Annotated in this window: 20 protein-coding genes and 1 pseudogene; 12 read left to right on the top strand and 9 right to left on the bottom strand. The window is 61.3% G+C overall.

Annotation, left to right across the window (positions count from 1 at the left end; genetic code table 11):
* Positions 1-555: a DUF2585 domain-containing protein gene (locus tag AC0VX3_RS20740; protein ID WP_475522116.1), complete on the bottom strand. Its 555-nt coding sequence runs from the start codon at positions 553-555 to the stop codon at positions 1-3.
* 178 nt (positions 556-733) lie between these two features.
* On the opposite strand from AC0VX3_RS20740, the gene AC0VX3_RS20735 reads away from it, so the two are divergent.
* Positions 734-2,335 (top strand): peptide chain release factor 3, encoded by a 1,602-nt coding sequence (locus AC0VX3_RS20735; protein WP_475522115.1) that lies wholly within the window; start codon positions 734-736, stop codon positions 2,333-2,335.
* 124 nt (positions 2,336-2,459) lie between these two features.
* On the opposite strand, the gene AC0VX3_RS20730 is transcribed toward AC0VX3_RS20735, so the two are convergent.
* From AC0VX3_RS20730 to minC, 4 genes are all read right to left on the bottom strand, one after another.
* Complete coding sequence (locus tag AC0VX3_RS20730; protein WP_475522114.1) at positions 2,460-2,792, bottom strand: hypothetical protein; 333 nt, start codon at positions 2,790-2,792, stop codon at positions 2,460-2,462.
* Positions 2,793-3,447: 655 nt separating this feature from the next.
* Positions 3,448-3,708: a cell division topological specificity factor MinE gene (minE, locus tag AC0VX3_RS20725; RefSeq protein ID WP_475522113.1), complete on the bottom strand. Its 261-nt coding sequence runs from the start codon at positions 3,706-3,708 to the stop codon at positions 3,448-3,450.
* On the bottom strand, positions 3,705-4,526 hold the full coding sequence (minD, locus tag AC0VX3_RS20720) for a septum site-determining protein MinD (RefSeq protein WP_348143671.1): 822 nt from the start codon (positions 4,524-4,526) through the stop codon (positions 3,705-3,707). The genes minE and minD overlap by 4 nt, the downstream gene beginning before the upstream one ends.
* Before the next feature lie 57 nt (positions 4,527-4,583).
* On the bottom strand, positions 4,584-5,384 hold the full coding sequence (gene minC, locus AC0VX3_RS20715; protein WP_475522112.1) for a septum site-determining protein MinC: 801 nt from the start codon (positions 5,382-5,384) through the stop codon (positions 4,584-4,586).
* Between the two features lie 345 nt (positions 5,385-5,729).
* On the opposite strand from minC, the gene AC0VX3_RS20710 reads away from it, so the two are divergent.
* The gene (locus AC0VX3_RS20710) at positions 5,730-6,062 is read left to right on the top strand and encodes a hypothetical protein (RefSeq protein WP_342894633.1); all 333 of its coding nucleotides are present in this window, start codon (positions 5,730-5,732) and stop codon (positions 6,060-6,062) included.
* 39 nt (positions 6,063-6,101) lie between these two features.
* Here AC0VX3_RS20710 and AC0VX3_RS20705 read toward each other — a convergent pair whose 3' ends face one another.
* The gene (locus AC0VX3_RS20705; protein ID WP_475522111.1) at positions 6,102-8,597 is read right to left on the bottom strand and encodes an ATP-binding protein; all 2,496 of its coding nucleotides are present in this window, start codon (positions 8,595-8,597) and stop codon (positions 6,102-6,104) included.
* A complete protein-coding gene (locus tag AC0VX3_RS20700) occupies positions 8,594-9,325 on the bottom strand; it encodes a response regulator (protein ID WP_475522110.1) in 732 nt (243 codons plus the stop codon). The genes AC0VX3_RS20705 and AC0VX3_RS20700 overlap by 4 nt, the downstream gene beginning before the upstream one ends.
* A gap of 351 nt (positions 9,326-9,676) precedes the next feature.
* Between AC0VX3_RS20700 and phnD the strand changes: the two genes are divergently transcribed.
* The 6 genes and pseudogenes from phnD (at position 9,677) to AC0VX3_RS20670 (ending at position 14,304) form a co-directional block, all read left to right on the top strand.
* Positions 9,677-10,654 (top strand): phosphate/phosphite/phosphonate ABC transporter substrate-binding protein, encoded by a 978-nt coding sequence (gene phnD, locus AC0VX3_RS20695; RefSeq protein ID WP_475522109.1) that lies wholly within the window; start codon positions 9,677-9,679, stop codon positions 10,652-10,654.
* A gap of 62 nt (positions 10,655-10,716) precedes the next feature.
* A pseudogene (locus AC0VX3_RS20690) lies at positions 10,717-11,178 on the top strand (ATP-binding cassette domain-containing protein); the annotation flags it as partial.
* Positions 11,179-11,269: 91 nt separating this feature from the next.
* The gene (locus AC0VX3_RS20685; RefSeq protein WP_475525261.1) at positions 11,270-11,491 is read left to right on the top strand and encodes a hypothetical protein; all 222 of its coding nucleotides are present in this window, start codon (positions 11,270-11,272) and stop codon (positions 11,489-11,491) included.
* On the top strand, positions 11,488-12,282 hold the full coding sequence (gene phnE / locus AC0VX3_RS20680; protein ID WP_348143685.1) for a phosphonate ABC transporter, permease protein PhnE: 795 nt from the start codon (positions 11,488-11,490) through the stop codon (positions 12,280-12,282). The genes AC0VX3_RS20685 and phnE (AC0VX3_RS20680) overlap by 4 nt, the downstream gene beginning before the upstream one ends.
* Entirely contained in the window at positions 12,282-13,079 is a 798-nt protein-coding gene (gene phnE / locus AC0VX3_RS20675) for a phosphonate ABC transporter, permease protein PhnE (protein WP_475522108.1), read from the top strand. The genes phnE (AC0VX3_RS20680) and phnE (AC0VX3_RS20675) overlap by 1 nt, the downstream gene beginning before the upstream one ends.
* A 304-nt stretch (positions 13,080-13,383) precedes the next feature.
* Entirely contained in the window at positions 13,384-14,304 is a 921-nt protein-coding gene (locus AC0VX3_RS20670) for a DMT family transporter (protein WP_475522107.1), read from the top strand.
* A 7-nt stretch (positions 14,305-14,311) separates the two neighbouring features.
* On the opposite strand, the gene AC0VX3_RS20665 is transcribed toward AC0VX3_RS20670, so the two are convergent.
* Positions 14,312-15,016, bottom strand: a complete 705-nt coding sequence (locus AC0VX3_RS20665) for a ParA family protein (protein ID WP_342894635.1) — start codon at positions 15,014-15,016, stop codon at positions 14,312-14,314.
* Between the two features lie 360 nt (positions 15,017-15,376).
* Here AC0VX3_RS20665 and AC0VX3_RS20660 point away from each other — a divergent pair, with 360 nt between their 5' ends.
* The gene (locus tag AC0VX3_RS20660) at positions 15,377-16,285 is read left to right on the top strand and encodes an alpha/beta hydrolase (RefSeq protein ID WP_475522106.1); all 909 of its coding nucleotides are present in this window, start codon (positions 15,377-15,379) and stop codon (positions 16,283-16,285) included.
* A 79-nt stretch (positions 16,286-16,364) separates the two neighbouring features.
* Here AC0VX3_RS20660 and AC0VX3_RS20655 read toward each other — a convergent pair whose 3' ends face one another.
* On the bottom strand, positions 16,365-17,267 hold the full coding sequence (locus AC0VX3_RS20655; protein ID WP_475522105.1) for a LysR family transcriptional regulator: 903 nt from the start codon (positions 17,265-17,267) through the stop codon (positions 16,365-16,367).
* An 85-nt stretch (positions 17,268-17,352) separates the two neighbouring features.
* On the opposite strand from AC0VX3_RS20655, the gene AC0VX3_RS20650 reads away from it, so the two are divergent.
* The 3 genes from AC0VX3_RS20650 (at position 17,353) to AC0VX3_RS20640 (ending at position 19,637) form a co-directional block, all read left to right on the top strand.
* Positions 17,353-17,511, top strand: coding sequence for a hypothetical protein (locus tag AC0VX3_RS20650; protein ID WP_475522104.1), 159 nt, complete (start codon positions 17,353-17,355; stop codon positions 17,509-17,511).
* A gap of 167 nt (positions 17,512-17,678) precedes the next feature.
* On the top strand, positions 17,679-18,347 hold the full coding sequence (locus AC0VX3_RS20645) for a class I SAM-dependent methyltransferase (protein WP_475522103.1): 669 nt from the start codon (positions 17,679-17,681) through the stop codon (positions 18,345-18,347).
* 123 nt (positions 18,348-18,470) lie between these two features.
* Entirely contained in the window at positions 18,471-19,637 is a 1,167-nt protein-coding gene (locus AC0VX3_RS20640; RefSeq protein ID WP_348143697.1) for an MFS transporter, read from the top strand.

Here is a 19,637-nt window from a genome sequence, read left to right as displayed (position 1 = left end):
TCAGCCGCCCTGCCAGATCCTGATCGCGTCGACCGGGTAGACCAGCATCAGCACGTTCAGCGTGAGATTGTCCCGGATCACCCAAAGGGCGAGCAGTTCGAAGACGATCGCTGTCAGCACCGTGACCCAGACCGGCAGACGCCAGGCGAACACGAACCCGGCCAGCATCCACAGGATGTCGAACACCGAATTCAGGACGCTGTCGCCGGTATATCCAACGGCAATGGTCGCCTCCCGGTAGCGGTCGATGATCCAGGGGCTGTTCTCGACGATTTCCCAGGCAGCCTCGATCAGGATTGCGCCAAGCGCCCGTTCACACACCGTGTGGCGCCTGAACGCCAGCCACAGCACCCAGTAGAAGATGAAACCGTGGATGACGTGGGAGAACGTGTACCAGTCGGCAATGTGCTGGGACGAGCCGGCGAGATCGTCAGCCGGGGTCCAGAACAGGACGTAGCCGCAGTCGCAGATCGGGATCCGCCCCATGGCAAGCAGGAGGACGGCGGTCGCGGCGATCAGGGCGAAGCCGAGGAGGAAACATTTGCGGCGGCTCAAGGGACACTCCCGGGAACTGGAGGGGCTGGACAATTCAATACTGGAAATCCAGCGGGATTCTCTCTATGACCTTGCGCCAACGAAACATCAATCCGTCCGGCCTTGAATGACAGGTTGCGCCCCCGGTTTTACCGGCGCGGTCGCGCGGCCCCGCCGGATCGGCGACCAGGAGATTTTCATGACCAGCCTCAACGGCACAGCGCCCTATCAAGCCCGGCGCACCTTCGCGATCATTTCCCACCCGGATGCGGGCAAGACCACGCTGACGGAAAAGCTGCTGCTGTCGGGCGGCGCGATCCGGGCCGCCGGTCAGGTGCGTGCGCGTGGTGAACGCCGCCGGGCGCGGTCCGACTGGATGAAGATCGAGCAGGAACGCGGCATCTCCGTGTCGTCCTCCGTCATGACCTTCGAGCGTGGCGGCATCATCTACAATCTGCTCGACACGCCGGGCCACGAGGACTTCTCCGAAGACACCTACCGCACGCTGACCGCCGTCGACGCGGCCGTCATGGTGATCGATGCGGCCAAGGGGATCGAGACCCAGACCCGCAAGCTGTTCGAGGTCTGCCGCCTGCGCGACATTCCGATCATCACCTTCGTCAACAAGATCGACCGGGAGGGCCGTCACGCCCTGGAAATCCTGGACGAGGTCCAGGAAGCGCTGGCGCTGGACGTCTCGCCGCAGACCTGGCCTGTCGGCATGGGCTCGGATTTCTTCGGCGTCTACGACTGGCAGAAGAAGAAATTCCACACCTCAGCCGGCGATCGGGGAGGGGCCTTTACCCAGACAAAGGACGTTTCGGGCCTCGACGACGAGATCCTGACCGGTACGGTCTTCGATCGGGTTCTGAACGAGCTGGAAGAAAACGTTGAACTCGGTGCGGAAGGTTACGCGGAATTCGATCGCGAGAGCTTCCTGGAAGGCCATCTGACCCCGGTCTTCTTCGGCTCGGCCCTGCGCGACTACGGCATCGAGGAAATTCTCGATTTCATCGCCGAATTCGCACCGCCGCCGCATTCCCAGCCGGCGACCGGCGGCCGCACGATCATGCCGGACGAGGACAAGGTCACAGGTTTCGTTTTCAAGGTCCAGGCCAACATGGACCCCAAACACCGCGACCGGATCGCCTTCCTGCGCCTGTGCTCGGGCACTTTCCGGCGCGGCATGAAGCTGAAACACGTGCGCGCCGGCAAGCAGATCGCGGTGTCAGCGCCGATCTTCTTCTTTGCCGAGGAACGCGAGATCGCCGACCTCGCCTATCCGGGCGATGTCATCGGCGTGCCCAACCACGGCCAGCTCAGGGTCGGCGACACCTTGACCGAAGGCGAGAACATCCACGTCACCGGCCTGCCGGCCTTCGCGCCGGAAATCCTGCGCCGTGTGCGTCTTGCCGACACCATGCGCGTCAAGCAGATGCGCCAGGGCCTTCAGGACCTGGCCGAGGAGGGCCTCGTCCAGATCTTCAAGCCTGATCTCGGCTCCAACTGGATCGTCGGCGTCGTCGGCGCGCTGCAGCTCGATGTGGTGGTCGACCGGCTGAAAGCCGAATACGGCACCGAGATCGGCTTCGAGACCGTGCCCTACACCACCGCCCGCTGGATCGAGACCGACAGCCAGACGCTTCAGAAAATGATCGAGGCCCATCGCATGTCGATCGCCAACGACCGTGACGACAAGCCGGTGTTCCTGTTCAAGAACGCCTGGGAAATCGGCCATGTGACCGAGAAGTTTTCAGACGTGAAGTTCCGCGAGACGCGGGAAATCGTCTACGAGGCGTAACCGCACAACAAAGCGCCGCACAGGGAAGGGCGGAGAACCTGCACGATGCTCTAACGGACCTTGACGTTGATCGGTACCTTTGTGCCGGAGCATCCCGGTTGCGTTTATGCGAACGCCAGAGGCCCTAATGGGAGGGTTGGGTCTGAAGCACTGTTTGATAGGTGTGCTTGCTGCCCGTTGGCCCGATCTGTGCAATGTAGCGGGCACCCCACCCTTGCCCGTAGGGCTTGCCGGTGTCCCAGGACCCGGACTGCTCGGTAGCCCAGGTCTCGGCGACAACGTCGCCGCTCGGAAACTCAAACAGCTGAACCTTGGATTCCTGAGCCCTGAACGGGGCATTGCTGGACCAGCTGATAAGGCAGTTTCCGCCCAAGTTGGTCAAGGTTACCGACCAGGTCCACTGGCCTGAAGCCGTAATGGACGCTGACGACAGTGTGCCTTTATTTTTTTCCACCATGAATCGCTCCCCTGGATAAATATTTTTAATAAATGCAAATTTTAACTATGCACTAAATACGTGTAACAACAATGGATGCACGGAGCAATGATTTTCTGTTTCGATGAAACCCGGACAAAGCAATTGATGACTGCACCCGGAGTTTCGGGCAGGGAGCGGCCTTGCTTTGCGAGGAAGGCAGGCTCTGACATGTCCTTGAGATGAGGCTGCGCAAGCGTGCCAACTCTCGGCAGGCTTCCCGTTTCGAGAATGTCGTCAGGGATGGTGTCGAATGACTAAATCGCCTGAGTTCGCGGTGGATGTGCCAGGTGGCTTTCTGACGGCCTACCTTCGGCACCGCTTCGTCCCGTCGGAGCCGGCACACGCCCAACTTGTCCCTTCGATTGCCCGCATCTTCAGGGACTGTACAGGCAACTTCGACGCGCTCTACTACAATATCGACCACACTCACTTCAGGTCATGGACTTGCAAATGAGGCTGAAATGGATTGAGGCAGGTTGGTCTTTGGAGGAGCAGTCCGGTCAGTTTCCAGGGATGCGGAAATGGCCATATGGTCAATGGCACGAGATAGACTAACGGCCCCCGGATCGATCTTCCCGGCATTCATCTGAACGAAGGGCGATCCGGGGTCTGTTTGCGTCGGTTCCGGCTCTGGTCAGGATGCCCGGGCGGACGGCAGTTCGATGTCGATGCCGAGGGTCGTGACATCGCCGGAGCGGTCCATCTCGAGCCGGACGGAGTCCGGATCGATGTTGACGCGCCTTGCGACGACCGCGAGAATGTCCTCCCGCAGGCTGGAAATCAGCACCGCGTCGGAGCCGTCATCGGCCCGTTCATGGGCGAGAAGGATCTGCAGCCGGTTCTTGGCGACGGAAGCGCTCTCGTCCCGTTTGCCGAAGAAGCTCAGGATGTTCATGCGGCCCTCCCTCTGAAGAACTTGCCGAGCAGGCCCTTCTTCTCCTCGGGGATGGTCACCGGGATGTTTTCGCCGAGCAGGCGCCTGGTCGCTTCCATATAGGCCTTGGCCGCCGGTGAGGTTTCGTCCGACAGGGTGATCGGCACGCCGACATTGGACGCTTTCAGGATGTCCCTGCTTTCCGGAACCACGCCGATCAGCGGCACGGACAGGATGTCGACCACGTCGTCGGTCGCCAGCATGTCGCCGGTCTTGGCGCGCTCCGTGTCATAGCGGGTGATCATCAGGTGCTTCGGCATCCGGCCGCCGTCCTCGGCGATCTTGGTCTTGGCATCCAGAAGCCCGATGATGCGGTCGCAGTCGCGCACCGAGGAAACCTCCGGATTGGACACGATGATCGCCTCGTCCGCATGCCGCATGGCCAGCGTCGCGCCGCGCTCGATGCCGGCCGGGCTGTCGCAGATCACCCAGTCGAAGTACATGCGCAATTCGCTGATGACACTGGCGACGCCTTCTTCCGTCAGCGCGTCCTTGTCCCGTGTCTGGGAGGCAGGCAGCAGGAACAGATTGTTCAGCTTTTTGTCCCGGACGAGCGCCTGCTTGATCGAGGCTTCACCGCGCACCACGTTGACAAGGTCGAACACGACCCGGCGTTCGGCGCCCATGATCAGGTCGAGGTTGCGCAGACCGACGTCGAAGTCGACGGCACAGACCTGGTAACCTTCCTTGGCGAGCGCCGAGGCAATGGCCGCTGTGGTCGTGGTCTTGCCCACTCCGCCCTTGCCTGACGTAACCACAACGACGGTTGCGTTGCTCATGGTGTTCGTCCTGTTTCCTGTTGCGGATCTGCTGGTACCGACCAGCCGTATCCGGGGTTAATTCAGCTGTTCGAAGACCAGCGTTTCGTTCTCGAAGCGGATCTGGGCCGGCGCGTTGCGCAAGGTTGCGTCGAAGTCGTCCGCGACCTTGTAGAGGCCGTTGATGGACACCAGCTCCGCCTCGAATTTGGAGCAGAAGATGCGGGCGCAGTCCTTGCCCGAAACACCCGCCAGCGCCCGGCCGCGCAGGGCGCCGTAGACATGGATCGATCCTCCGGCGATGATCTCCGCACCGGAACTGACCGAACCGATCACGGTGACGTCGCCGTCCGGATGCAGAATGCTCTGGCCGGAGCGGACCGGTTCGGTGATCACGATCGACGCGCCGTTGGTGATGCATGCGGGGCCGACCTGCATGTCCCGGTCGGGGTCGGCGTCCTTGCCGTCCGGTTTCTTTTCCGGTTTCGGGTCTGGTTTGTCCGCCGTCGCCGCAGTCTTGGCCTGTTCGGCATCGGGCCTATCTGTTCCCGCATCGGGATTGCCCGCCACCGGTTCGGGAACGTCGACTTCGGCAGTCAGCCGTCCTCCGGAAAAACTCGGCGGCATGCCGGGTTTCAACCGCGTTCCCGCGACCCCGTCAATGCCCATAACGCGTATGGAACGCTGGCTCAGTTCCTCCAGCAAGTGCTCCAGATCGCCGATCGGGATCTTGCTGCCGCGCACATCGAGAACGATCGGCCGGTCGATGAAAAAGCCCGGGGTGCGCGCAATGATGCGGTCGATTTCCCCGAACCAGTCTGCGAACGGCAGTTCCGGACTCAGCACGATTGCAATGAAGGATTTTCCCTTGAACTTCATCTAAAGAGGGGTCCGGCGGCGTCGGCGGTCAAAGTGATTTGCTTCATTAAACTTATCATTAACCGAACCGGACAATCCGACCGCCATCCGTTTTCCACCGATATCGATTTTTCTCAAGTAATTCAGCTAATTGATGGAACGGACAGGCCGTCCGGCGTGTTCATGGGGCAGATGCCTGACAGAAATGACGAGTCGGGTCGCGAAAATCGCCGGAAAGTCCCCTGCGGCATTCCTTTGCCGGTGCAGGAGTTAACTAAATTCCTGTAAAGCTCTGGATTTTCGCCATATTGCAGTGCAATATAACACGTCGGGTGTCAGGGGCTCCGTTCGGCTTTGGGGAAAAGAATGAGTAATTTCAGCGCTGTTATGAGCTATCTTGGTCTCGCCCCTGCGGAAGCCGCTTCGGTTCTGAGAGTGACTGAGGACGATATTGTTCGCTGGTGCAACACCAGTGAGGCGCCGCCGCTGCACATCTGGCAGGGCCTCGTCAGCATGCTCGACGAAATCCGGGTTTCGGCGGAGGAAGCCGCAAAGTCGGCTGACCTCGACCATATCGAGGCGACGGATCTCAACCGGATCGACCTGATCGTCCCCGGACAGGCCGCCTCTGATTATGCCGGCCCAAAACGGGCCGCCACCGCCCTGGCCGTCGCCGCTCTGGCAAGGGTGTTCGTGTAAAAGACGGTCCAAGCATTCCTGTGAGCTTGAAGGAATTTCTCAGCCGACACCCAGATGCCGGCCAAGGGCTTCCGCGGTAACCGGTTTCGGGAGCTTGGCGAGCCGGTCGCGATAGGCATCTGCAACCGGGTCCTTGTCCGGCAGATGCCCGGAAACAGCCACGACCCTGCAGCTCTTGCGCGTTTCCAGTGCCTCCTGCACGAGCGACCAGCCGGAATGCCCGTCATCAAGTTGCAGATCCGTTATAACGGCCGAAAGCGGCCTGTCGGACCGGACCTGATCCAGCGCATCGTGGAATGAATGCGAGGTGACGACCGAATAGCCAAAATCTTCCATGAGCCTGGTAATTGCCTCGGCCGACTTCACGTCGTCATCGACGACAAGCACCTGTTCCTTGAGGGAAGGGCGGGGGACTGCTCCGCAAGGGGCGGTCTGCTCTGGAAACAGCAGTGTGACGCAGGTTCCCTGTCCGGGCATGGAGTCGATCCTGATCGAGCCGCCGGACTGATGAACGAACCCATGCACCATCGACAAACCGAGACCCGTCCCTTCGCCATCGGAACGGGCGGTGAAAAACGGTTCGGCGGCCTGCCGGAGCGTGTCCATATCCATCCCGCAGCCGTCGTCCCGGACGGAAAGCGCAATCCTCCCGTCCGCCTGTCGGGCGACGCTGATCTCGATCTCGCCGCGATCCTTGATCGCCTGTCCTGCATTGACGCAAAGGTTCAGGATGGCGCTTTCCAGCTGTCCCGGGTCGATACGGGCAAACATCGGCCCGTCATCGCATGCGATGGACAGCGCAACCGTTTCCGGCAGCGCCATGGACAGAAGATCCTCCATTCCTTCGGCGATGGCGGCGATATCGGTCTGTTGCGGCTCCAGATGCTGCTTGCGGGCGAATGCCAGCAGGCGCTCGATCAGCGACACGCCGAGTTCGACCGCATCGTTGATGCGCGCGCGCAGCACAGACGCCTTTGGCGACAGTTCGCCTTCCAGCATGTGCAGGTTGCCGGAAATGGTCGACAGGATGTTGCCGAAGTCATGCGCAACTTCACCGGTAACCTTGCCCAGGCTTTCAACGCGCCGGATTTCCTCAAGGCGTTCGTCGATGCGCTTGCGTTCGGTGGTTTCCGAAAACAGCCACACGGAACCGCCATCGGGCAGCGGAGACTGGCGGACTTCCAGAACATGCCCGGAGGCATCGGCATATTCGCCGAACCCTGCTCGGTCGTTCTCATTCGCGCGCCGCTGGAAGGCGGATTTCCCGATCAGCTCGTGCAACGTGACGCGGCCGTCGCCGCGGGCCGGTTCCAGCCTCAGAAGGTCGCGCACCCGGCTATTCTCCGCCAGGATCTGTCCCGTGGGCGACAACACGGCGACGCCGTCGCTGATGTTCTGAAACACCGTGATGAACAGCTCGTTGCGTTGCCAGACCTCCCGGGTCTTGCGTTCCAGGCGCAAGGCGTTGGAGCGGAACTTGCGGAACGCTTCGGACAATTGTCCGATTTCGTCTGAAGAACTGCTTTTCTTCGGAAGCTGCGCCTTCAGGTCGCCGGCGGCCAGTCGGCGCATGACATCGGTGATCCGGTGAAGATTTGCGGTCACATATCGTGAAACGAACAGGGCAGAGACCGCAGCGACGATCATGCTGATCGCGGTGAGCACCACGATCACGGCCTTGGCGAAGGTGATGCTCGTGGTAGTCCGCTCGCGCGACGCCTGCAGTCTCGCCTTGGCGTCCGTGACCTTCTGCAACGCATAGGCGTTCACCTGGGCAACTTCCGTACGGATGCGGAAGAGGGCGTTTTCCGCATCCAGCTTCGCCGCCAGTTCGGAATAGCGAAGCGAAAAGAGATCGCCCCTGTTGCGCACGGCATCCTCGACCTCCGCCAGCGCCGTGTTCACAAAACGAGGCGGATTGGCGTCGATTTCCTGGCGGATGCGGAGATAGTTGCTTTGGTGTTCGCCGACCTTGATCAGCTCACGGCTGCGCAGGGCACCGATGGCGGTCATGACGAGCTGTTGCAGCGATGACCAGGCCTGGCGCTCCTGCGGCGAGGCCGCGGAGGCCTGGGCCAGGGTGCGGAAGCGCCTTTGCAGGCGTTCGAGATCCTGATCGATAAGGGCAAGGGTTGCCGCGTATTTCACTTGCGGGGCCATGGCCCTGACGAGATCGTCTATTGCGGCATGAATCCGGGCGAGCGGCATGGCCACATCAGGATCGCTGCCGCCTAGCTCCTGTATGTGTTCCAGCGTCTGAAGGATTTCCTCGGCCTCGCTTTCCAACTGGAAACTGGGGCTCAAGGTCATCAGAAAGGGAGCGGAGGTCGCCAGCTCGGACGCATTGCCGGAAAGTTCAAGCGCATCGGACACCTCGATCAGCGTCTGGTCATGAAACGTCGCCAGCCGGTCCTCCGCACCGTTCAGGGTCATCAGGGCGATTGTCCCGATCACCATGATGACAACCAGCAGGAGGCCGATTGCCGAAAGCAGCAGCAGCCGGATGCTCGGTTGCCTGATGCGGGCCGCCTTCATGATCCCTCGGCCTGGAGCACGAAGATGTAGCCTTGTCCTCTGCGAGTCTGCAGATGGACGGGTTTGGACGGCACGTTCTCGATCTTGCGGCGCAGCCGCAGGATGAGCACGTCAATGGTCCTGTCCACATAGCGCTGCATGTCGCTGCCGATCTCCTGCATCAACTCGATGCGGGGGATGATGCGCTCGGGGTTTTTGACGAAATACTCAAGCAGCACGTATTCCGCATTGGTGAGCGGGATCTCGTCCCCGTTGCGGTCGAGAAGTTCCCGGCGTTTGAGGTTGACCCGCTTGTCGCCGAAGGCGATCTCCTGATCCTTGCCGGCTTTGGGGCCTGCGGACAACCCGTGCCCGTAGCGGCGAAGAACCGCCCGGATGCGCGCCACAAGTTCGCGCGGGTTGAACGGTTTCATCAGGTAGTCGTCGGCGCCCGTTTCCAGCCCGATGATCTGGTCGATCTCATCGCCGACACCCGTCAGCATGACGATGGGCAGTTCGTGAAATTCGCGGATGTGGATTGCCAGCGACAGACCTGATTCGCCCTGCAGGCGCAGGTCGATCAGCGCAAGGTCGAAATCTTCCGGATTGCCGAAGGCTTTGAACCCGGCGCTGTCGGAAAACGCGACCGGTGCAAAGCCGCTTGTCTCCATCAGCGCGGAGAGAGTCTCGCGCACATCGGCATCGTCGTCGACGATGGCGATTACCGGTCGTGTCGCGCTTGCATCCATAGCATTGCTCTTCTGCAATTCCCCGAGGTCGTCAGCGCGCCTGATCGGGCGAACAGCCCGTCGCACTCGCCTAAAACTCGCGGAATTCTGCCATTCTCATGCCGTTTCATAGTCATTTCCGTGTCCGAGACCTAGCATGAAGATCGGAGCGCGGAGGAGGGAATTTCGTTACATTTGTTTCAGCAGCCAACCCGGCGCTGTAACACTGTTAACAAAAAAGCCCGGATGCCTGTGGTCTGTTAACATATCCCCGCTCGCTTTCCTCCGTTTCCTGTCGCTAGCCTGAAGGCGATCTTTCAAGGTGCCTTGCAGTCTCTGCCGGGCAGGATTGATCCATAATGGGAGGAAAATATGAGAAATTTGTTGGCCCGGCTCGGATCCGTGGCTTTCGTGGCCGGTTTTGCCCTGACAGCGGCACATGCTGCCGATTGCGCCAATCAGGGTGCACTCGACAGCATCTATTGCGATGCAAACGGAGATCTCGTTGCCGATGCGCCGACGGACCCGGCCAAACTGAGCAACCCGGACACGCTGGTCTTCGCTTATACGCCCGTGGAAGATCCCGCGGTCTATGCAGACATCTGGGCACCCTTCATCGATCATCTGGAAAACGTCACCGGCAAGGATGTCCAGTTCTTCGCCGTGCAGTCGAATTCCGCCGAAGTCGAAGCCATGCGGTCCGGCCGTCTGCACATCGCCGGTTTCTCCACGGGGCCTACCCCCTTCGCGGTGAACCTTGCCGGAGCCGTGCCGTTCGCGATCATGGGCGGGGATGACGGCCAGTTCGGTTACCGCCTGCAGGTCTTCACCCAGGCCGACTCGGACATCAAGACACCTGCCGATATGGCCGGTAAACGCATCGCCCATACGTCGCCAACGTCCAATTCCGGTAACCAGGCGCCCCGTGCCCTGTTCCCCGCGCTCGGTGTTGTGCCGGATGAAGACTACGAAGTCATCTACTCCGGGTCGCACGACCAGTCGATGCTCGGCGTCGTTGCCGGTGACTATGATGCCGCTCCCGTGGCTTCCGAAGTCGTGGAGCGCATGGCCGACCGTGGCCTCTACGATCCGGCGGAGGTCCGTCTTGTCTGGGAAAGCGATCCGTTCCCGACCACATCGTTCAACTACGCCCACGATCTTGATCCGGCGCTGGTTGAAAAGGTCAAGGAAGCTTTCTTCAGCTTCGACTTCAAGGGCAACAAGCTCGGAGAGGAGTTTGAGGGTGTGAGCAAGTTCATCCCCATCACCTACAAGGATCAGTGGGCCGTCATCCGGCAGATCCAGGCCAGCAATGGTGTCGAATACACCCCTCAGGGCCTTGCCAAATAAGGTTTCCTGCCTTCACGGCCCGCTGTCTTCCAGGCAGCGGGCCGCTTCATCTGGGGAAAGACATGCTTAAAATCAAAAGCCTTGTAAAACGATACGGGGCAGGGGAGCCGGTGCTCAAGGATCTCAACCTCGAGATCGAGGGCGATCAGGTCGTTTCGGTCATCGGCTCTTCCGGGGCGGGCAAGAGCACGCTGTTGCGCTGTATCAACCGGCTGGTCGAACCCACCTCGGGAACAATCACGCTGAACGGGACCGATTTCACCGCCCTCGGCAGGCGCGACCTTCGCATCGCCAGACGCCGGGTCGGGATGGTTTTCCAGAGTTTCAATCTGATCGACCGTCTCACGGTCATGGAAAACGTGCAGAGCGGGCGGCTTGGTTACATTTCGACCTGGGCAGCCCTGACCCGCCGCTATCCCAAGGAGGATATCCGGCGTGCGTTTGAACTGATGGAGCGCGTCGGCATCGCGCATTATGCCGACAAGCGCGCCGACGAACTGTCCGGCGGCGAACGCCAGCGTGTCGGTGTTGTTCGGGCGCTGATGCAGCAGCCGGAAATCCTGCTGGCCGACGAGCCGACGGCATCGCTCGATCCCAAGAACGTCCGAACAGATCATGATGCTGTTGCGCGATCTGGCGAGCGAACTGAAGCTTCCGGTCATCATCAACATTCACAACGTGCACGAAGCCAAGGAATTCAGCGACCGGATCGTCGGCATGCGCTACGGACGCATCATTTTCGACGACCTGCCCAAGGCGCTTACCGACGAGGCCATGCACGACATCTATGCGGGCGTCCCGCACGCGGACCGGCAGGTCGAAGGCGAAGCGGCATGACGGCGGTGAGGGATCATTGGCGCAAGCAGCCCTTTATCGCCAGCCCGCTGCTGCGCTACGGCCTTTACGCGGCTGTGATCGTTTATATCGCCGTGACGGTGGCAACGCTGCCGATCGACTGGGCGCGCGTATCACAGGGGCTGGAACGCGCGGGCCGGATATTCGGCGGTGCGTTTCCGCCAAGTTTTCAGCGCAGCGGACTTCTCATCGACGGCTTTCTTGAGAGCCTCAAGATCGCGCTACTGGCAACGGTGGGCGGGGTTTTCCTGTCGATCCCCATCGCTTTCATGGCCGCCAGGAACGTGGCGCCTCTGCCTATCTACTATCTTGGCCGGGGCATCATCATCGTTGCGCGCAGCTTCCATCCGGTGATCGTCGCCATCGTCTTCGTGAAAGCTGTCGGCTTCGGTCCTTTCGCCGGCGTCCTGACCCTCGTCGTATATTCCATCGGTTTCGTGGCGAAGCTGCTGGCCGAACGGATCGAGGAGATTGATCCCGGTCCCGTGGAGGCCATGAAGTCGGCGGGCGCGCCCTTCCTTTCCGTACTGATCTATGCCGTCTTTCCGCAGATCATGCAGCGTCAGATCGGCTTGAGCATCTATCAGCTCGACAGCAATCTCAGGGCATCGGCCGTCGTCGGCATCGTGGGCGCCGGTGGCATCGGTGCTACACTCGCCAACGCCTTCGGCCGCTACGACTACGATTTCGCCCTCGCCATTACGATGGTCATCGTCGGGGTCATCCTGATTTCCGAAGCCATCAGCGGCGCAATCAGGAAGCGGATAGCGTAATGGAACAGCTAAGTTTGCACGAGTGGTCGCGTTACACGCCGCGACAGCGGTTTCAGCGCTACGCATATTTCGCCCTCGCGACGCTGGTCGTCGCCTGGGCACTGGGCAGCGTCAACATTGTCTGGGCCTGGGTGTGGGACGCACCGAACCAGATGGGCGATCTGTTCAGCCGCATGGTGCCGCCCGATCCGGCCAATCTGGACCAGATCCTCAGCGCCCTTCTGGACACGGTCAATCTTGCGACGATCGCGACGGCGCTGGCAGTGGTGCTGTCACTTCCGGTCGCCTATATCGCCGCCCAGAACACCACTCCGAATGCCGTCACTCTGTGGATCGGCCGGTTCATCCTGGTCTCCTCCCGTTCTGTCAACACGATCATCTGGGCTCTGCTTTTCGTGGCGATCTTCGGTCCCGGCATCGTTGCCGGCATTGTCGCCATCATGTTCCGGTCGATCGGTTTTCTCGGCAAGCTGCTGGGGGAGGCCATCGAGGAAATCGACCCCAAGCCGGTCGAAGCCCTGCAGGCCTGCGGCGCGTCCCATTTCAAGGTCGTGCTCTATGCCATCGTGCCCCAGGTAATGCCGACATTCTTTGCCGTCAGCATCCTGCGCTGGGATATCAATCTGCGCGAATCGACGGTTCTCGGGCTTGTCGGCGCCGGCGGCATCGGTGTCATCCTGCAAGGTGCCATCGACACGTTCAACTGGCAGGAAGTCTCCACGGTGCTTATCGCCATCATCGTTCTGGTGGTTGCCGGCGAGGTTGTCGCCTCGTACTTGCGGCGCAGGATACTGTAAGCGCCGGAGGCATGAGATCTCCAGACCGGATCGGTTCCAGGCTTTCGGGCTACGAGACCTGATCAGACGGATTGCGCGGCAGCGGGGGAGGTAATCTTCCCCGCTGTTCGTTTCGTCAAAGGCAAGGAACGCATTCGCACACAGAAAAACGCCCGGAAACAGAGCCGGCTTTCTTGAAGTTTTTTCCTTTTCAGCGATGATCTTGAGAATCGGCGGTGCGATCCGTTGATCTTGCGCGAGGCGGCGGGCTGCCTGTTTTTGCCGCGCCGCGGCCGGTCCGCTCTAAACCCGAGAAGGCACCGCCATGACTGAAATGCTGAAGGGGCTGATCGCCGCACTCGTTGCATTCGCCATCTTTTCCAGCCATGACGCGCTCATCAAGACGCTCGGCGGTTCCTATCCGGCGTTCCAGATCATATTCTTTTCCATATTGTTCGCCTTTGTGCCGATGTCGATGCTGATGCTGGCGGACAAGGCCGTCGACAACTTCCGCCCGCGCCATCCCTGGCTTGTGCTGCTGCGCTCGTGTCTGACGATCATTTCCATGTCCTGCGGCTTTTATGCCTTCACCGCTTTGCCCCTGGCCGAGGTCTATGCGTTGCTTTTCGCAATGCCGCTGCTGATCACCGCCTTCTCCGTACCGTTGCTCGGCGAAACCGTCAGGGCGCAGAGATGGGCTGCGGTGGTCGTCGGCCTGATCGGCGTCCTGATTGTGCTGCGGCCCGGCCTTACCGCCATGTCGCTGGGTCATCTGGCGGCTTTGACGGCCGCCTGCGCCAACTCCCTGGCCACGATCCTGGTCCGCAAACTCGGCGGCCAGGAGCGCTCCGTGGTGCTTATTCTTTATCCGATGCTCTTGTCGATGTTCGCCATGTCGCTGACGCTGCCTGTTGTCTATGTGCCGGTGAAGCTGGTCGATCTCGGCCTGATGGCGTCGATCGGCTTTCTCTCCGTGATCGCGCAGACGTTCCTGATCAGTGCGTACCGGGCGGCGCCGGCCGCGGTGGTCGCGCCCATTCAGTACAGTCAGATTATCTGGGCGACCCTGTTCGGCGTGCTGTTTTTCGCCGAAACGCCGGATATCTACGTCGCCATCGGCTCGACGATCATCATCGCCTCCGGCATCTTCGTCGTCTGGCGCGAGAGCCGGGAGAATGTCTCCCTGCAGACGCCGGTGCTCAAGACCGCCAACCCGCGCTTCGACACCGGCCCGCAACCCAAATGATCTAAAGTCAGCTTGCCCGCTTGAAGACGTTGTACCAGCGCTTCCTGGGTACCGAGATGGCCCGTTCCAGAACTTCCGCAGCATAGAGCGCCGCGTTTTCGCGCGCCTTGGCGACGCCGCTGACGACGGACGGATCGAGATCGGCCAGGCCGCCGCCGAATTCCATGATGTCGCGGAAGGCGGCGCGCTCGACGATCGGCGTCATCAGCACGTCGATGCTCTGCGCCGACAGGAAGTCCTGGACCGCTTTCATGGCACGGGTGGTCACCGCGGCATTGGTTCGCGTCAGCACGACGCAATGGCGGATGTCGTGCCGGACGATCCTTTCCAGTTTCTTGATCAAGGTCAGGATCTTGGCGCCGCCGCGCGCGTCCATCGACGATCCCTGGATCGGCACCACCACGAGATCCGACACCGACAGGGCGTTAGCCACGATCAGGTTTTCCGTTCCCTCGAGGTCAACGATGACGAAGTCCGACTGTTCGGCCGCGAAGGTGATCTGCTCGGTGATCGAGGCCGGTGAGATCTCGCTGACGACGCTGATGCCCGGACGGGACTTCGGCAGTTCGAACCACTTCGAGATCCACTTTTGCGGATCCGCGTCGAAGATCGTGACACTTTTTCCCCGTGCGGCGACTTCTGTCGCCAGCAGCAGGGCGGCTGTGGTTTTTCCGGCGCCGCCCTTTGCGTTCGCGAAGGAAATAACTGGCATCTGGGCTCTCCTGACCTTGCCGCGCATGTTCGAGATCAGCCTGAACCGCAATCGTGCGGGCAGGGCGCTGAACTCGCCGATGGTTTCATCGGGTCATATCTCACTGGAAGTCTTGGATTTTTATGGTTACCAAATTCTTAAATTCGCAATTTGCGAGCCGGTTATTCAATGAATGTCGGCACTTGTGGATAAAACGGCCGGCCTGTCTCGGTACAAATTGCAGGGCTGCGTACCCTGGAACCTGCCAGGGCGCGGACCCGTATCCGCCACAGTTTTTTGGCGGACCGCCGATTGCATGGCAATTGGCGGGCGCTTAGTGTGTGAACCGACCGCGTGATTTGCCCGCAAAAAGGACGCCCCATGCTGCACCGGATAAGGAATGGCCGCCCGGCCGGCATCGTCAGGATAGTGCTGGCGGGTGCCCTCCTCGCACTGTTGGGGATGGCAGCTCCGGTGCAGGCGGAAGCCCTGAAGCCTTACAAGGACAGGCTGTTCCGCTACAAGAAGATCCACGAGACGCTCTATGGCGGCGATTTTCTGGTGGTGGAATATTCCAAGCAGCGCGACCTGCGCGACCGCGACGAGGTCGACGAACGCCGGGTCTATGGCAATTACGTCTCCTACAAGCCCAAGCGCGGCCGGGGCAGCGCCGAACTGAACGCCAACGGCCGGGTGGTCCAGTACATGGGCACAGGCAAATGGAAGGGCGGGGCCAATGCCATCGTTCTTTATGTTCATGGCCAGGGCGGCAACCGCTTCCAGGGCATGAACGACGTCTCCTTCGGCGGCAACTTCAACCGGGTGCAGAACCTGATGGTTCGCAATGGCGGTGCCTACCTGACCGTCGACGTGACGAATTTCGACAAGCGCGGCACGGCGGACATCGCCGCGCTGATCCGGTATCAGAAACAGCTTTCCCCGCGTGCCAGGGTGGTGGTCGCCTGCGGTTCCATGGGCGGGATCATCTGCTGGAACCTCGTCAAGAACGCCAATTACGCCAGCCTTCTGAGCGGCGTTGTGCTGCTTGGCTCGCCAAAGGATCCGAATTTCCTGTCCTCCGGCGCCCTGTCGCGCAACGTTCCGGTCTACATGGGCCAGGGGACCCTCGACCGGGTCTATAACTGGGAGGATCAGGCGAATTTCTTCAAGCAGATCAAGGCCCGGGCACCGGGGTATCCGATCAGGTTCACCCTGTTCGATACTGGAACCCACGGCACCCCGATCCGCATGACCGACTGGCGCCAAGTGCTCAACTGGATGCTGCGGTGAACACGGGGATCAGGCCCGGCTCCGGGCCGGGACCTTTCGTGTGCTCTGGCCGGAACATGCCCCTGCGCTTCTGAACGCATCACAAGCCCGGTTCTACCCGTAGCAGCCCCTCCGCCAGATGGTCGAACACGGTCCGGATCCTCCGGCTGGTGTGCAGTTCCCGGTGGGTGACCAGCCAGATCGGAAAGGTCACCGGCTCGACATCCTCGAAGGCGGGCACGATCTCCGGAAAACGGGCGGCGATCTCGTCGGCCATGATCGACAGTCCGAAGCCGCGGCGGACGAACTCCCAGGCGACCACGCCATTGGGTGAGCCCAGACGGATATTGGCCTCGCCGACATCGAGGCCGAACGCGCGCAGGTAGCCGACCAGTTCCTCGTTGTTGTCGTATCCGATGAAATCGAGGCCCGCGGCATCCGCCTTGGACAACTTGCCGCCCCGGGCGTCCAGATAACAACGGGCGCAGTAGATCCGGGCAGGGGCCTCGCGCAGCTTGCGGGCATAAAGATCGGGATGATCCGGTGCCACATGACGGACGGCGATGTCCGCTTCGCGCCGGCGCAGATCGCTGAGGCTGTTGGTGCACAGCACCTTCACCTCGATACCGGGGGCCTTGTCCCGCAGCTCTCTCAGGATGTCGGGCAGGATGTGGGCTGCCATCAGATCGGTGCTGGAGATAGTCACCAGGCCCTCGACCTGCTGCGCCTTGCCCGAGGCCGCGAGCGACACCCGGCTGGCGGCCTCACCCATGACACGGACATGTTCGGCCAGCTCGATGCCGGCATCGGTCAGGACGAGCGATTTCGCGACCCGCTCGAACAGCGTCACGCCGAGCGCTTCCTCCAGCGCCGCGACCTGACGGCTCAGGGTCGGCTGGGTCAGCCTCAGGGCACGGGCCGCCGCCGACAGCGATCCTTCTTCCGCGGTCACGAGAAAGGCGCGGGCCTGGTTCCAGTCGAAGGTGATGCTCTGCCAGTTCATGCAAATATGTATATCACTCAGGCGTATTTCCGCAATTTCCATTCATTTCTGAAGAGGCTACATTTTTCGGGAAAGGAGGTCGCCAATGAGCCCGTCCTCACTGATGATCCAACTGGCCAACATTGTTCTTTCGGTGCTTGAGTTTCTGGCGTCGCCCACGGGGGGGCGTGACATCGGCCGCGGCTTTCTGCATCAGATCGGTCTGCGCGGCGGCTCCCGAAAGAAGAAACAGCCAGGGTTGTAACATCCCTGAAACGGATGCTCCGGAGATCGTCCGGAATGCGAGGTGGCGTTTGCCGAATGTCATCCTCGCTCCGTGACCTGCCCGCATGACCAGCCTGCATGACCTGGAACCGCGGATCTCAAGGCGCCCTCAACCCTGTCTGAACAAACCGAAATGGAACACCGACCTTGGCGACCACATGGAGCAATGACGTGCCGTCTTCCGCCGGCTTCTGGAGCAAGATGGCCCGCAAATATGCCGCCCATCCTATCAAGGATGAGGCCGCTTATGAAAAGACGCTGTCCCGCACGATCGAACACCTGGGGCCGGAGGACGCCGTTCTGGAACTGGGCTGTGGCACCGGGTCGACCGCCCTGCGCCTGGCGGGCAACGTTCAGTCCTACCTGGCCACGGACTTCGCCGACGGCATGATCGAGATCGCCGAGCGGAAACTGTCCGGCGAACAGGAGACCGGTGCGGCCCCTGAAGGCTTGCGTTTCGCGGTTGCCGACGTCTTCAGCGAGAAGGTGGAGCCCGCATGTGACAAGGGCTACGATGCTGTCCTGGCCTATAATTTCCTGCATCTGGTGGAAAACGGCGAAGACACGCTGGCGCGTACGCGTGAGCTGCTCAGGCCCGGCGGCCTGTTCATCTCCAAGTCGGTCTGCCTGAAGAAGCGGGCCTGGCTTTTCGGTCCGATGGTCAAGGTGATGCAGCTGTTCGGCAAGGCGCCCTATGTGCGGTTCTATTCCTTCAAGGCTCTCGAAGACCTGATCGCCGCCGCGGGCTTCGAGATCATCGAGACGGGAACCTATCCGGCGCCCTTCAGCCGGTTTGTGGTCGCCCGGAAACTGTGACGGGCCGTTCCGGCCGAACGGTTCAAGCCGGTCCGGAACGGTGGGCAGGGACAGCTTGTGGCGATCGGGGGCGGATGCTAGGAGTTGTCCACTCTCCGTCACCGCTTCCTTGAAAGCCTGTGAATGCTGGTTCGCGACCGCGCGTTTTTCACGTCCCTGTTCCTGACGGTTCTCGCCGACCAGATCCTCTTGTTCCTGGTGCCGCTGGTGATCTTCCAGATCACCGGGAACGTCGCCTGGTCGGGCCTGGCGTTCTTTTTTGAAACCCTGCCGCGCTATCTCACCTTTCCCGTTGCCGGCATCCTGTGTGACCGGATGTCGCCGATCCTGCTCCTGCGCATCAGCCGGATGCTCCGGGCCGTGGCCTGCGTCGCCGGGATCACCGGGCAGATCGTCTTCGGCGGCGTCTGGTGGCTGATCGGCCTGTCGGCTGTCGTTGGCATCCTGACGACCCAGGGCATGCTGGCACTGGAGATGGTGCTGGTGCGGGCCTTTTCCGATCAGCGCTTTGAAAAGGTGGCGAGCTATGGCCAGCTTGCCTCGCAGATGGGTGTCGTGCTCGGCCCGCTGACGGCGGCCTACCTGATGGCATTCTGGCCCTGGGAGGCGGTTGTCGTGCTGGCGACGGTGCTGTTCCTGCTCGCCGATCTTGTCTTTCTGCTGTGGCCGGGACAGGCGCGCATGAAAACCGCTCCGCAGACCGCCCGGCCCCGCCATCCGGTGGCAGACCTGAAACATGCGCTGGTGCTGGTCTGGCGTCTGCCGGGTCTTGCGCGCGCCATCGTTCAGGCGGCCGGGGTCAACCTGATCGTGGGGGCCACCCTGGCGACCGCCGCGGCCATGATGACCGGGTATTTCGCCCAGAGCGAGCAGGTCTATGCCTGGCTGCAGGTCGGCGGTGCGTTGGCGACGCTCGGCGTCCTGTCGCTGACGGCCCATGTGCCGCTGGGTCTGACCACCCTCGGCCTGACCGCCTACATGCTGATCTGCATCGGCGCCGTGCTGACCGGGGCAGGCGGCCACCCGCTGGTCTATGCCGCCGGTTTCCTGCTGATCGCGGGTTTCGACAAGATGTTCAACATCTATGTGCGCACCTTGCGCAAGGAGATCATTCCACCGGAGGAATTCGGCAAGACCACTGGCGTGATCATCTGTCTCAACAACCTGTCCCAGCCACTGGCGGGCCTGGTCGTTGCCCTGTTCGCGGCCGGCGATGACGCCAGGAGCGTGCTTTTGGGGCTGGCGGTGGTCATGGCGCTTCTGGGCGCGGTGACCTGGCGGCGGCGGTAG

The organism is Roseibium sp. QJM3NY_11 (assembly GCF_056173175.1).
This window is presented reverse-complemented; position numbering and strand designations above follow the sequence as displayed.

Bases quoted from the DNA above. Each gene is read 5' to 3' on its own strand.
- AC0VX3_RS20700 (WP_475522110.1), bottom strand. From the start codon at position 9,325: ATGGATGCAAGCGCGACACGACCGGTAATCGCCATCGTCGACGACGAT.
- phnE (WP_475522108.1), top strand. From the start codon at position 12,282: ATGGAACAGCTAAGTTTGCACGAGTGGTCGCGTTACACGCCGCGACAG.
- AC0VX3_RS20685 (WP_475525261.1), top strand. From the start codon at position 11,270: ATGATGCTGTTGCGCGATCTGGCGAGCGAACTGAAGCTTCCGGTCATC.
- AC0VX3_RS20670 (WP_475522107.1), top strand. From the start codon at position 13,384: ATGACTGAAATGCTGAAGGGGCTGATCGCCGCACTCGTTGCATTCGCC.
- AC0VX3_RS20735 (WP_475522115.1), top strand. From the start codon at position 734: ATGACCAGCCTCAACGGCACAGCGCCCTATCAAGCCCGGCGCACCTTC.
- phnE (WP_348143685.1), top strand. From the start codon at position 11,488: ATGACGGCGGTGAGGGATCATTGGCGCAAGCAGCCCTTTATCGCCAGC.
- AC0VX3_RS20665 (WP_342894635.1), bottom strand. From the start codon at position 15,016: ATGCCAGTTATTTCCTTCGCGAACGCAAAGGGCGGCGCCGGAAAAACC.
- minD (WP_348143671.1), bottom strand. From the start codon at position 4,526: ATGAGCAACGCAACCGTCGTTGTGGTTACGTCAGGCAAGGGCGGAGTG.
- AC0VX3_RS20705 (WP_475522111.1), bottom strand. From the start codon at position 8,597: ATGAAGGCGGCCCGCATCAGGCAACCGAGCATCCGGCTGCTGCTGCTT.
- AC0VX3_RS20730 (WP_475522114.1), bottom strand. From the start codon at position 2,792: ATGGTGGAAAAAAATAAAGGCACACTGTCGTCAGCGTCCATTACGGCT.
- AC0VX3_RS20650 (WP_475522104.1), top strand. From the start codon at position 17,353: ATGAGCCCGTCCTCACTGATGATCCAACTGGCCAACATTGTTCTTTCG.
- AC0VX3_RS20660 (WP_475522106.1), top strand. From the start codon at position 15,377: ATGCTGCACCGGATAAGGAATGGCCGCCCGGCCGGCATCGTCAGGATA.
- AC0VX3_RS20710 (WP_342894633.1), top strand. From the start codon at position 5,730: ATGAGTAATTTCAGCGCTGTTATGAGCTATCTTGGTCTCGCCCCTGCG.
- AC0VX3_RS20640 (WP_348143697.1), top strand. From the start codon at position 18,471: ATGCTGGTTCGCGACCGCGCGTTTTTCACGTCCCTGTTCCTGACGGTT.
- minC (WP_475522112.1), bottom strand. From the start codon at position 5,384: ATGAAGTTCAAGGGAAAATCCTTCATTGCAATCGTGCTGAGTCCGGAA.
- minE (WP_475522113.1), bottom strand. From the start codon at position 3,708: ATGAACATCCTGAGCTTCTTCGGCAAACGGGACGAGAGCGCTTCCGTC.
- AC0VX3_RS20655 (WP_475522105.1), bottom strand. From the start codon at position 17,267: ATGAACTGGCAGAGCATCACCTTCGACTGGAACCAGGCCCGCGCCTTT.
- phnD (WP_475522109.1), top strand. From the start codon at position 9,677: ATGAGAAATTTGTTGGCCCGGCTCGGATCCGTGGCTTTCGTGGCCGGT.